This window comes from Streptomyces venetus (assembly GCF_039540295.1).
Classification (GTDB): domain Bacteria; phylum Actinomycetota; class Actinomycetes; order Streptomycetales; family Streptomycetaceae; genus Streptomyces; species Streptomyces venetus.
Map to the genome: position 1 here is coordinate 653793 of NZ_BAABET010000003.1, position 11655 is coordinate 665447.

11 protein-coding genes and 1 tRNA gene are annotated in these 11655 nt (G+C 70.6%); 5 read left to right on the forward strand and 7 right to left on the reverse strand.

Features of this window, described 5'->3' with window-relative positions:
- Positions 1–140: 140 nt before the first annotated feature.
- From ABEA82_RS12825 to ABEA82_RS12835, 3 genes are all read right to left on the reverse strand, one after another.
- Positions 141–1106 (reverse strand): DUF5926 family protein, encoded by a 966-nt coding sequence (locus ABEA82_RS12825; RefSeq protein WP_345661530.1) that lies wholly within the window; start codon positions 1104–1106, stop codon positions 141–143.
- Between the two features lie 110 nt (positions 1107–1216).
- Positions 1217–1855, reverse strand: coding sequence for an ATP-binding protein (locus tag ABEA82_RS12830; RefSeq protein WP_345661532.1), 639 nt, complete (start codon positions 1853–1855; stop codon positions 1217–1219).
- 169 nt (positions 1856–2024) lie between these two features.
- A complete protein-coding gene (locus ABEA82_RS12835; protein ID WP_345661534.1) occupies positions 2025–2852 on the reverse strand; it encodes a glycerophosphodiester phosphodiesterase in 828 nt (275 codons plus the stop codon).
- A gap of 305 nt (positions 2853–3157) precedes the next feature.
- Between ABEA82_RS12835 and ABEA82_RS12840 the strand changes: the two genes are divergently transcribed.
- Positions 3158–4546, forward strand: coding sequence for a S1C family serine protease (locus ABEA82_RS12840; protein ID WP_345661536.1), 1389 nt, complete (start codon positions 3158–3160; stop codon positions 4544–4546).
- 63 nt (positions 4547–4609) lie between these two features.
- A tRNA-Ser gene (locus tag ABEA82_RS12845) sits at positions 4610–4696 on the forward strand.
- A gap of 287 nt (positions 4697–4983) precedes the next feature.
- Here ABEA82_RS12845 and ABEA82_RS12850 read toward each other — a convergent pair.
- Positions 4984–6216, reverse strand: coding sequence for a SpoIIE family protein phosphatase (locus ABEA82_RS12850; RefSeq protein WP_345661538.1), 1233 nt, complete (start codon positions 6214–6216; stop codon positions 4984–4986).
- 260 nt (positions 6217–6476) lie between these two features.
- Between ABEA82_RS12850 and ABEA82_RS12855 the strand changes: the two genes are divergently transcribed.
- Together ABEA82_RS12855 and ABEA82_RS12860 are read left to right on the forward strand one after the other, a co-directional pair.
- Positions 6477–7163, forward strand: a complete 687-nt coding sequence (locus ABEA82_RS12855) for an HdeD family acid-resistance protein (protein ID WP_345661540.1) — start codon at positions 6477–6479, stop codon at positions 7161–7163.
- 249 nt (positions 7164–7412) lie between these two features.
- On the forward strand, positions 7413–8318 hold the full coding sequence (locus tag ABEA82_RS12860) for a diacylglycerol/lipid kinase family protein (RefSeq protein ID WP_345661542.1): 906 nt from the start codon (positions 7413–7415) through the stop codon (positions 8316–8318).
- A gap of 394 nt (positions 8319–8712) precedes the next feature.
- Here the strand turns inward: ABEA82_RS12860 and ABEA82_RS12865 are convergent, their stop codons facing one another.
- Positions 8713–9048 carry a hypothetical protein gene (locus ABEA82_RS12865; protein WP_345661543.1) on the reverse strand — a complete coding sequence of 112 codons (336 nt, stop codon included), beginning with the start codon at positions 9046–9048 and terminating at the stop codon, positions 8713–8715.
- A 171-nt stretch (positions 9049–9219) separates the two neighbouring features.
- On the opposite strand from ABEA82_RS12865, the gene ABEA82_RS12870 reads away from it, so the two are divergent.
- Positions 9220–10014 carry a glycosyltransferase family 2 protein gene (locus ABEA82_RS12870; protein WP_345661544.1) on the forward strand — a complete coding sequence of 265 codons (795 nt, stop codon included), beginning with the start codon at positions 9220–9222 and terminating at the stop codon, positions 10012–10014.
- Here ABEA82_RS12870 and ABEA82_RS12875 read toward each other — a convergent pair.
- Complete coding sequence (locus ABEA82_RS12875; protein WP_345661545.1) at positions 10009–10770, reverse strand: PIG-L deacetylase family protein; 762 nt, start codon at positions 10768–10770, stop codon at positions 10009–10011. The genes ABEA82_RS12870 and ABEA82_RS12875 overlap by 6 nt on opposite strands.
- Before the next feature lie 54 nt (positions 10771–10824).
- Complete coding sequence (locus tag ABEA82_RS12880) at positions 10825–11292, reverse strand: hypothetical protein (RefSeq protein WP_345661546.1); 468 nt, start codon at positions 11290–11292, stop codon at positions 10825–10827.
- Positions 11293–11655 lie beyond the last annotated feature (363 nt).

The following is an 11655-nucleotide window of genomic DNA, read 5'->3' on the forward strand; positions in this document are numbered from 1 at the left end:
GAGATCGGCTGTTCGCAAATTCGATCTCGCCTTTCCAGTCACCGACTGGCTTGTCCCGGCCGGGAGTTGTTGTGAGGGGAGTCACCCCGTCCCGGGGGTGCGGGCCCGGCCGGCCGGCGGCCGGACCCTGTGCCCCGTGGTCAGTTGAGCGTGACCTGCCGGTTGGTGAGGCCGCCCCGCGCGCGGCGTTCGTCCGCCGTGAGCGGCGCGTCCGTCGCCAGGGCCGCGGCGAGGCGCTCGGCGAACTCCGCCGCAGGCTTCTCCACGTCCTCGGCCGTGACCCCGCTCGGCAGGTCCCAGACCGGCACGGTGAGGCCGTGAGCGCGGAAGGAGCCCACCAGCCGGGTGCCGTCGCCGAGGCTGGAGCGGCCCGCGGCGTGCAGTCGCGCGAGGGCGTCCAGAAGCTGCTCCTCCGCGTGCGGCATGACCCACCGCAGATGGTTCTTCTCCGGCGTCTCGCACCAGTAGGCGGCGTCCACGCCCTGGAGCTTGACGGTCGGGATGGCCGCGGCGTTGGCCCGCTCCAGGGAGGCGGTCACGTCCGGCGTGGCGTTCTCCGGGTCCGGGACCCAGAACTCGAAGCCGCTGTGCACTTCTGGCTCGAAGGCGCCCTCCGGGTCGAGCAGATCCTGGAGCCGCGGACCGTCGGCCGGGGCGCGACGGCCCTGGACGGGCGTGCCGGGTTCCGCTTCCAGGGCGCGCTGGAGGGTGTCGGCGAGGTCGCGGCTGATGTCGCCCGAGGAGGTGTCGTTCTGCAGGCCGAGCAGGACCGAGCCGTCGTCGCGGCGCAGGGCGGGCCAGGCCATCGGCAGCACCGTGGCCAGCGTGACCGCCGGGACGCCTTCGGGGAGGCCGCCCTTGAGGGTCAGCCCGACCGTGGCCGCCGGGACCAGTTCACGCAGCGCCACCCAGTCGCACTCGCCCGGCAGGCCCTCGAAGGGGCGGTGCACGAGCTCGGTCGCGGCGTGCGCGGCGGCCCGGCCGTGACAGGCCTTGTAGCGGCGTCCGCTGCCGCAGGGGCAGGGCTCGCGAGCGCCGACAACCGGGATCTCTCCGTCCGTGATCTGCGGGCGCTTGGCCTTCGTCTGGGGTCGCTTCTTGGCCATCGATGGGTCTCCCGGTTACGGCTCGTCTCGTACGGTCGCGAGCCTAGCCGTTCCGACCTCGGGCGACGGGAACCTGTGGACAACACTCGGTTCTTCGCGGCGTACGGCGCTCAGTCCATGTCGTCGAAGGCGTCCGCGAAGTCCAGCCCGGGTATCCGGGAGACCGCAGGGGCGGTGATCCGTGCCGCGAAGTCGTCGCGGCGGTGACCGGCGTCCGGATCGTGCACGTCGTCGTGGACGACGACCCACACCGTGACCTCGCCGCGGATGTCGTCCCGGACACCCCAGTCGTCGGCCAGCGCGGTGATGATGTTCAGCCCGCGCCCGCCGTGCGCCGTGACCGACGGGGTCGCCGGGGCGGGGCGGGTCGGGCCGCCGCCGTCCGTGACCTCGACCACGAGCCGGCCGGACGGGTCCACACGCCAGGCGGCGCGGACGTCCCCGTCGCCGGAGAGGGCGTCACCCAGGGGTCTGCCGTGTTTGCACGCGTTGCTCAAGAGTTCGGAAAGAATCAGAACGGCGTCGTCGATGACCGATTCCGCGACACCACCGCTGCGCAACTGCGTCCGCATACGGTGTCTCGCTTCGCCCACGCCCTCAGGGCCATGGGGTACGGCCATGCTCGACGACGTGGGCACCTCCTGTGCCACCACCAACGCCACCCCCGAGACCTCCTTCGCCCCACGCCACGGTGTGGATGCCCCATTGGCCTGTACCGGAAACCGGCCAATCCACGTCCGGTGACGCACTCACCACGACCGAATACGGACCGAACGCGCCGGAGCACTCCCTGTGAGCGTGTGGCTGGATTTCATCGATGTGGCCGGGACGCGAGGATCCCGGTAGGGGCGGCGTGAGGTCAAGGGGTGTGCGTGGGTCTGATGGGACTTATGTGGTGGGCGCCTGGGGTCGGGGCCCTCAGCGGCCGAGCTGGTCCAGCACCGCGCGCGGGCGGTTGGTGATGATGGCGTCGACGCCCAGGCCGACGCAGAGGTCCACGTCCTCGGGCTCGTTCACGGTCCACACGTGCACCTGGTGGCCGGCCCGCTTCAGGCGCTCGATGTGGGCGGGATGGTTGCGCACGATCCGGATGGAGGGACCCGCGATCCCCACACCCGGGGGCAGCCGGCCGTCGCGCAGCCGGGGCGAGACGAACTGGGTCAGATAGACCGTGGGCAGTGTCGGCGAGGCGGCACGCACGCGGTGCAGCGAGCGGGCCGAGAAGCTCATGACCCGCACCCGGGACTCTTCGGCGGAGGCCGGGGCGTCCAGGCCGAACCGCTTCAGCAGCGCCAGCAGCCGGTCCTCGACCTGCCCCGCCCAGCGCGTGGGGTGCTTGGTCTCGACGGCCAGCTCCACCCGGCGGCCGGCGTCGGAGACGAGTTCGAGCAGCCGCTCCAGGGTGAGGACGGAGGTGGCCTCACGGTCCTCCGGGCGGTGCTCCCAGTCGGGTTCCTCGTCGCGTCCCCTCCAGGCCTCACGCGTCTTCCAGGAGCCGAAGTCCAGGGCGGCGAGGTCGGCGAGCTCCAGCGCGGAGACCGCGCCGCGACCGTTGGACGTACGGTTGATCCGGCGGTCGTGCACGCACACCAGGTGGCCGTCGGCGGTGAGGCGCACATCGCACTCGAGGGCGTCCGCGCCGTCCTCGATCGCCTTGGTGTACGCGGCCAGGGTGTGCTCCGGGGCGTCCTCGGAGGCCCCTCGGTGGGCGACGACTTGAATGACATGCTGCCGTGCGTGGGTCACCGCGTCATGGTGCCACCGAGCGCGGGTACGCGTCCGGTCGGACGGACTCGACGGATGCACAGGTCCGGACGGAGGCATTGGGATTGCATCCTTTTAGCCGGTAATGACCTATATAAAGAATGGCCCCGGACCCACAGCCACCGCTTATGGTGCTCTGACGGCCGGTGGGAAAAGCTGACGGCATACAAAAAGCTGACGGCATACAGAGGGACAAGCACAGCTGAATCGCGCCGGAACCGTCGACCAGCGTGAAAAGCGTGACCGAGTGCGACCCAAGAAACAGCCGTGGATCGAGGAGAGAAGCTGTGAGCACCGAGAACGAGGGCACCGCGGTACCCCCCGCCCCGTCCGCACCCCCCGTGCCGGTGGACGCTCCCGCTGCTCAGGCGCCCCAGGGGGAGTCCGCGCACGGGCAGGGTGCGCCCGGTGACGCCGCGCAGCAGGGCGTCTCCTCCTCCGCTCCCGACCCTTCCTGGCCCCCGCCCCCGCCGCCGGCCGGCCCGTCGTACGGCGGCGGTGACGGTTCCGGTGCGGGCCCGGGCGCCTGGGGCTCCTCGTACCAGCAGCCGGCTCCGAAGCGCAGGCGCGGGGGGCTGGCCGCGGCCGTCCTGATCGCCGCGCTGGTCGCGGGCGGCGTGGGCGGCGGCCTCGGCTACACGCTGGCGAAGGACAACGACGAGAGCACCGGTTCGACCACGGTCTCCGCCTCCACCAGCGGCGGCGACGTCAAGCGCGACGCGGGCACGGTCGCGGGCGTGGCCGCCAAGGCCCTGCCGAGCACGGTCACGATCGAGGCCGAGAGCACGAGCGGCGAGGGCGGCACGGGCACGGGCTTCGTCTTCGACAAGCAGGGCCACATCGTCACCAACAACCATGTGGTGGCGGACGCGGTGGACGGCGGCAAGCTCACCGCGACCTTCCCGAACGGCAAGAAGTACGACGCCGAGGTCGTCGGCCACGCGCAGGGCTACGACGTGGCGGTCGTCAAACTCAAGAACGCCCCCGGCGACCTGAAGCCCCTCACCCTCGGCAACTCGGACAAGGTGGCCGTCGGCGACTCGACCATCGCCATCGGCGCCCCCTTCGGCCTGTCCGACACGGTGACGACGGGCATCATCAGCGCCAAGAACCGCCCGGTGGCCTCCAGCGACGGCAGCGGCAGCCAGGCCTCGTACATGAGCGCCCTGCAGACCGACGCCTCGATCAACCCGGGCAACTCCGGCGGCCCGCTGCTGGACGCGCAGGGCAATGTCATCGGCATCAACTCCGCGATCCAGTCCACCGGCAACGGCGGCTTCGGCACCGGCCAGTCCGGCTCGATCGGCCTGGGCTTCGCCATCCCGATCAACCAGGCCAAGTACGTCGCCCAGGAGCTGATCGAGACCGGCAAGCCGGTGTACGCGAAGATCGGCGCCTCGGTCTCCCTCGACGACAGCTCGAAGGGCGCCCAGATCACCGAACAGGGCGCGGGCGGCGCGGCACCGGTCGAGCCCGGCGGCCCGGCCGCCAAGGCGGGCCTCAAGCCCGGCGACGTCATCACCAAGCTGGACGACCGGGTGATCGACTCCGGGCCCACCCTGATCGGCGAGATCTGGACCCACAAGCCCGGCGACAAGGTCACGATCACCTACGAGCGCGGCGGCAAGCAGCACACCGTCGACGTCACCCTGGGCTCCCGCGTCGGCGACAGCTGACCCCCACCCGCCCGCACCGACCCGTTACCCTTGTCCCCGCGCCGCCGATCACGGCAGGCGCGGGGAGGCGTGCCCGAGCGGCCGAAGGGAACGGTCTTGAAAACCGTCGTGGCAGCGATGTCACCGTGGGTTCAAATCCCACCGCCTCCGCAGGTCAGAGACGTGCTGGTCAGAAGGGGTGTCCCTCGATGAGGGGCGCTCCTTCTGCATGACACCTGTCTCACCTTGCCCCGGCCCTGTCGTGTTGTGGATCGCTGCGTGTGGACCATGGGCCGGCGGGAGTCAGCTGGGCCTGCTCGACGGTCGGGCGGTCGTCCCGCCGATCCTACGAATGACCAGCTCAGCTCACCGCCGGGAAGGCAGGACAAGCTGAGCCTGAGCGCCCGTTCCTGAACGCGGCCGGAGTGCCGCCGGGAACTGCCCAGAAGGCGCACAGGTCAAAGGCGGATGACGACAAAGGCGATGTCGTCAGGTGCGCCCCCAGCGACGTCGAGGCGGTCCAGGAGTGCGTCGGCCAGGAGGTCGGGGGAGAGGGTCGGGTCTTGGGCCAGGGCTGTGCTCAGGCGTTGCAGGCCGGTGTCGATGTCCTCGTCGCGCCGTTCGATGAGACCGTCGGTGTACATCACGAGGGTGTCTCCCGGGGTGTAGGCGAGGCCGGCCTGGGGGCGGGGAACGTGGTGCTCGCGTGCGCCCAGTGGCGGATCCGTGGCCTTGTCCAGCAGTTCGCATGTCCCGTCGGTGTGGAGCAGGATCGGCGGGGGGTGCCCGGCGTTGCTGTAGATGATCAGCTTGCTACGGGTGTCGATGAGGACTTTGACCGCGGTTGCGGCCATCGCGCCGTCCACGGAGCGGGCGTACAGGCCGAGGACCTCCAGGGCCTGGGCGGGGCTGGGGATGGCGCGGATGACGGCGCTCAGGGCGCTGCGAAGCATGCCCATGACGGCTGCGGCGGGCAGCCCGTGGCCGACGACGTCTCCGACCGCCACGGCGTAGCGGTCGGGTGGCAGGTCGACGACGTCGTACCAGTCGCCGCACACATTCAGTGACGCAGTCGCCGGCAGGTAGCGCACGGCGATGTTGTCGTGCCGGTCCAGGTCGGGGACGGAGAGCATGGCTTCCTGCAGGGTGACGGCGACCTGCCGTTCGCGGGCATGGGCCTGACGCAATTCCAGGTTCAGTCGGTCCAGCTCGCCGGCCCGCGCGTACAGCTCGGTTGCCATGTCCTTCGACCGGTCGGTCAACTCCTCGCCGAGCTGACGTTCCTGGGGGGAGCGGACGAAGGCCGTGACGTCCTCTACGTGCTCGATGATCCACTTCACTTTGCCGTCCGGCCCGGAGAGCGGGGTGTGGATCACGGACCACCATCGCTCCTCGAACCCGCCCGGCTGGTCGGGGCGGGGAATGTCGTACCGCAGCACCACGGTCTCCGGCTTCCCGGTGTCCAGAAGCCGGTGCAGGGACGCTTTCAGGTTCCGTTCTGCGTCGTGGCGGATGCCGGGATTTTCCGGCAGGACCTCGAAGAAGTACTTGCCGATCAACTCGTCCTTGGTCCGGCCGGCGGTCCTCAGACATGCAGGGTTGACGTAGCGGATCACCAGGTCCGCGTCCAGTACCAGGTACGGGCTCGGTGTCGCGTCGAAGAACGCCGTGAAGTCGATGTCCGCTGTCATCACGCGCTCCCCCTTGCTTGCGAGCGCGACTGCCTGCCCTGTCAATCTACGAGCGATCCAGTGTCCGTGCTCGCCCGCTTTCATTCGAGTGCACTGCAAGCAACGCACGGTGATCGCGCGGTGCGGCATCCCGGGCGACCGCACCCGCGCACCGGATCACACTTGGCCATCTCCGTCCTCGCCAGGCGATAGGGGGCCGGGCGGGGTGACGATGGAGGGGAACCGATCCGTCCGCTCTGTTCTCGGAAGGGTGAGCTGGCATGACACCTCCCTCCGATTCCCCATCAGGCACCGGCACTGCACCCCAGCACGGCACCGAGCCACCGGACGCCTCCCGCGGCGGAAGCCTGGCGGCCTTGGCGAACATGAGCTGGCAGATCCTTCTCACCACGGGCCTGGCTGCCATCGCCCTCGGCGTCGTGGTCCTTGCCTGGCCGGAGGAGACGCTGCGGGTCGTCGGCGTGCTCTTCGGTATCTATCTGCTGGTCATCGGTGTCTTCCAGCTGGTCGCCGCCTTCGGCACGCATGTGCCCGGGCATCTTCGGGCACTGCATTTCCTCACGGGCGCGCTATCCGTCCTGCTCGGGCTGATCTGCTTCCGCGGCACCCTGCAGTCGATCCTGCTGCTCGCCCTGTGGATCGGCTTCAGCTGGCTGCTGCGCGGGACCATGGTCACAGCCACGGCCGTCTCCGCCCCGGACACGCCGGTGCGCGGCTGGATGCTCTTCACCGGGATCATCGGCATGCTGGCGGGCATCGTGCTGATCGTCTCGCCCTTCACCTCGATCGGCGCGCTCACCCTGGCGGCGGGCATCATGGCCATCGTCCTCGGCGTGATCGAGGTGTTCCACGCCATCAGGATGCGCATCGAAGTCGGCCGTCTCGCTCCCGGGACCAGTGCCGAGCGGCGGCCTGCGTTCCGCTCCCAGCCGCACCCTCAGCACTGAGCGCGGCACAGACTCCGGCCGCCTCGCTGCCGCAGACGTCCGCCGTACCGGACGTCTGCGGCAGACAGCATCTGCCCATCTGCCCGCGGCGCACGAACGCGCCGCCAACCGGCGCTGCTCAGTACCGCCGCCACGCCGTCAGGAGGCAGCGATGCCCTACGTCAACCGGTCGGCCGCCGCAGGCCGGCCTGTAGGTCCAGAATGGGTGCGGTGATGGCCGGCGCTCGGACACGTGCCCAGGTGGTGATCGTGACGAACCCACGCTCGGGCGGCGGCAAGACCGCTCGTCACAGCCTGGTGCGGCGGGCCGAGGACATGGGAGCCCAGGTCTGGATGACCAGCGCGGAGCGGGACGCGGCGTCGCTCGCCCGGAACGCCGTCGAGGAGGGGGCGCAGGTGTTGGGGGTGGCGGGCGGTGACGGCACCGTATCGGCCGTCGCCGCGGTGGCCGCCGACGAGGGGCGGCCGCTGGTCGTGGTCCCGGCGGGCACCCGGAACCACTTCGCCCGGGACCTCGGCCTCGACCTCCGCGATCCGGGGCGGGCGCTGGACGCCCTGGTCGACGGTGAGCCCGCACAGGTGGACCTGGGGGTGCTCGGCTCACGTGTCTTCGTCAACAACGTCTCTTTCGGCATGTACGCCGACGCTCTGCTGGAGCCCGGCTACCGGGAGGACAAGCCGCGCGCGTTCGCCACGGTGGCGCCCGACTATCTCAAGGGCAAGCAGTGGGTCGAGGCCCGCGTCGACACTCCCATGGGGACCGTCGAGTTCCCGCAGGTGGTGCTGGTCTCCAACAACCCCTACCACCTGGCCACACCGCGCTGGCTGGGACGTCGCTTCTCACTCACCACGGGAGAGCTGGGCGCTATCGTCCTCAAGCGCCCGGCACAGGCGCCCCCGGACCTCCTGCGGCACCTGCACGGCGAACTGCGACAGCACAAGCGTGGTGCGAGCCTGCCAGATGACGGGTTGGTCGTCTGGTCGGCTCCTGGCATCACGCTGCACGGTGACGTGCGGCACCTGGATGCGGGGGTCGACGGCGAAGCGGTGCGGCTTCCGCTTCCCGTCGTGTGCGGAATCCGGCCAGGCGCCCTGCGTGTGCTGCTGCCGAAGGGCCGGCCGAGGATCCCGCCGGAGCACTCAGTGCGCCATTGAACGCGGATTCCCCACTACGGCCATGCCCGCGGTCATGGCGCTTCCGCAGGAGTAGCACCCCCTCTCCGGATATGTTCGAGCCTGGGCCCCAGCGCAGCGGAGCTGTTCAGAGGGCGGCCCGGCGTAGGTGGCGCCGTCGACGCGGAGCGCACCTGCTCCAAGGGCTACGCCGACGACAAGGGCAGCAAACGCCACGGCGGCGAGGACGGGCACGGCAAGGACGAGTACGGCAAGGGCTACTTCGGCTGTGAGTCGCTCGGCGGGCTGCTCGGCCTCTGAGGCGTCGGGCGTCGGCCGCCCGCGCCGCGCTGAGTGACGACACCGCCGTTCAGGCGGGTCGGAAGGGGTTCCGCTCAGCGGAGTGGCACCCCTTCCGGATGCGGGTGTCCCGCGCCTACTGCTTGTGGTGGTGAGGCGTGCACACCGACTGGCTGTCGGTGACGTAGCAGCAACAGTGCCTCGGCTCGATCCCGCCTTCGTCCTCGATCCACTGGGAGCCGTCCCAGACGCGATCGGGAGAGGTGAAGACGATGTCCATCCTTCCGTCGGGAGCGATGCCCTGCTCGCGCCCCATTCCGCGTTGCTCCAGGTACTTGACCGGGTTGGCGAGCAGTGTCGTCAGGTCCTCCGGCGGAACGTCGTAGTGGTAGAGCGGCGCGTCACCCTCCATCCCGGGCACGCCTGGGCCTGCCAGCTTCACCACGTTCGATTCCGGATAGTTGTTGGCCATCCACTTCCTCCCGACGTTGAGTGTTGTGGGGTGCAGGGCTGGAGCCGCCCCTCGTCGGCACTTTATATTCCTAATATCCTTATTTGAGGCATTGGTTAGAGGTGTCGTCACTCTGGCATCGGCGGTACGGCCGGGCGGCGCTGTGGGTTTCCGCAGGGCTATGATCGTTCGGTGACTTTGGCATCTGTGCAGGTCACGGGGGTGACGAGCGTCAAGCGCATCATCGTCGTCACCGCTGTGCACGGCCCGTCGGCCCGGTTTCTGCCGGAGGCCTACTCGTCCCTGCGGGAGCAGTCGCTGCCCGAGGGCTGGGAGTGGCACTGGGTGATCCAGGAGGACGGGGAGAGCGAGGACGTACGGCCGTACGTGCCGGACGACGGGCGGGTGACGTTCCGGCAGGGCAGGGCCGGTGGGCCCGGGGTGGCCCGGACCATCGCGCTGGCGCATGCCGAGGGTGCGTACGTGAAGGTCCTGGACGCCGATGACCAGTTGGCGCCGGGCGCTCTCGCGCGGGATCTGGCGGCGCTGGAAGGCGACCGTGGCCTCGGGTGGGCGACGTCGCGCGCGCTGGACCTCCTGCCCGACGGGTCGACGGCCGGTTTCCCGGGGGACCCCGACCATGGGCCGATCGAGCGCGGCGCCGTGCTCGACCACTGGAAGGCGAACGGTTTCCTCGCCCCCGTCCACCCGGCGTCCCTGTTCGTGCGGCGGGAGTTGCTCCTCGCCCTCGGCGGGTGGATGGCGCTGCCCGCGTCGGAGGACACGGGGCTGCTGCTCGCGCTGAACGCCGTCAGCCGCGGGTGGTTCTCGGGGGAGGTGGGCCTGCTGTACCGGAAGTGGGAGGGGCAGGTGACCGGCCAGGCGGCCCACGTGGACCAGGTCGAGCGGGACGCGCGGATGGCTGTGGTGGAGGCGAGGGCCAGGGCCTTGGCGCGGCTGCGGTGGGGCTCTCCGACCGCCCTATGAGAGCAGCTCCGTCTGGGGCGATGCCCTGGTGACCGGGTCGTGGCGGACGTACCACTCGGTGCCGAGCAGCCGCTCCCGCTCGGAAACGGTGAGTGCGGCGATCAGCCCGGGCACGGCTCCGCGCCGGACCTCCGTCCGGTGGGCCAGGATCGCCGCGACCTTCCGCTCCAGCCAGGGCGTGACATCGACCGTGGCGGTGACGTTCTCGTCCGGGACCGTGTGCATGGCCTTGCCCGTGGGGGCCAGTTGCCCGCTCCAGGTACGGACGGCGGAGTGCGGGTGCGTGGCCAGATACAGGGCGCTCGGCTGCCAGGGCTCGCCGGTGTCCGGGTAGCGGCGTTCGAGTCCGGCCGCGTGGACCGCGAGCAGGGTCACGCGGTGGGTGTGCACATGGTCCTCGTGGCCCGTGAGACCTCCGTAGGCGTCGTGCGTGACGACGATCTCCGGGCGGACGTCCCGGATGTGCCCGACCAGTTCGCGTACCGCCTCGTCCAGCGGGACGTCCAGGAAGCGCGGTCCGCCGGGGGACGAACTCGGGACGCGGGAGTCGGCGTAGCCGAGGAGGCGTGGCTTGCCGGCGCCGAGGATGTGGAGTGCGTCGGCCAGTTCCGCGGCGCGCGGGGTGTCCCGGGCCCAGGTCGCCGTGACGACGGCCGTACGCGCGCCCGCGGCGGCGTGCCGGGCGAGTACGCCGCCGGCCGACAGGGACTCGTCGTCGGGGTGGGCGAAGACCGCGAGCAGGCTAGGCGTGGACATGGACCCACCCTAGGAGCGGGGCTCGGTGAGTTCAGGCGTCGAAACCGGTCCGTTTCAGCGGGTGCCGGCCGTGGCGAGCCAGTGGGCGAGGTGGCGGACGGTGGACTCGTCAAGCCGTTGCACGAGTGTCTGGACGGTCGTCTCGTCCTCGGGGGTGAGCTCGTAGAGGCCCGCCTTGGTCAGTCCGGCCATCAGGACCTGGTGGCGACGGCCCGTCATGCGCTCGGTCAGGCCGGCCGGTTCGCCCGTGGGGGCGGCGTCCGTGCTCGGCCGAGGTGCCGTGGCCGGCCGCTGCGGGGTGTCGTGGAGGTGCCACTCGCCGTCTTTCGGGCCCCACAGGGCGAAGGTCACGTCCTCCCCACGCGCGCGCAGAGTGTGGGCCATCTCGCCGAGCGCGTACAGCACGGGCGAGCGGTGGGGCGACTCCGCGGCCGTCCGCCAGGAGCCGTCGGCCGGGCGGTGGACCATCGCCACCCAGCGTGGGGTGCCCTGCGGTCGCGGGCTCTCGGGACGTTTCTCCACTGCGCTCACCCCTGTACGTCTGTACGTCGTCCGTACGTCGTCTGTACGTCGCTCCGGAAGCGGTAAGGCGGGCCGGGCCGGGACACGGCGGAGCGACCATAGCTGACGGCTCGTCAGTTATCCAGGGTTGGAAAACGCCGTCCAGGGGAGGATCACCACGTCGTCCGGCACCGGTCCCTCCCCTCGTGGGGACCGGTACCGAACGGTGGAGCTACCGTCGTCCGCCTCCGATGGAGGCCGACCGGATGGATGCGCTGCTGGGTCGGGATCCTGCCAGTTACGGCACCCGACGAGGAGTTTCCGGTTCCGGTCGTACGCCATCGCCGCAGGTCAGGCGTATAGAGTGAGTTTTCCGGTCCGGAC

What these genes read in the sequence shown, in the direction of transcription:
- ABEA82_RS12825 (WP_345661530.1), bottom strand. Translation starts at nt 1,106, where the DNA reads ATGGCCAAGAAGCGACCCCAGACGAAGGCCAAGCGCCCGCAGATCACG.
- ABEA82_RS12850 (WP_345661538.1), bottom strand. Translation starts at nt 6,216, where the DNA reads ATGACAGCGGACATCGACTTCACGGCGTTCTTCGACGCGACACCGAGC.
- ABEA82_RS12855 (WP_345661540.1), top strand. Translation starts at nt 6,477, where the DNA reads ATGACACCTCCCTCCGATTCCCCATCAGGCACCGGCACTGCACCCCAG.
- ABEA82_RS12865 (WP_345661543.1), bottom strand. Translation starts at nt 9,048, where the DNA reads ATGGCCAACAACTATCCGGAATCGAACGTGGTGAAGCTGGCAGGCCCA.
- ABEA82_RS12875 (WP_345661545.1), bottom strand. Translation starts at nt 10,770, where the DNA reads ATGTCCACGCCTAGCCTGCTCGCGGTCTTCGCCCACCCCGACGACGAG.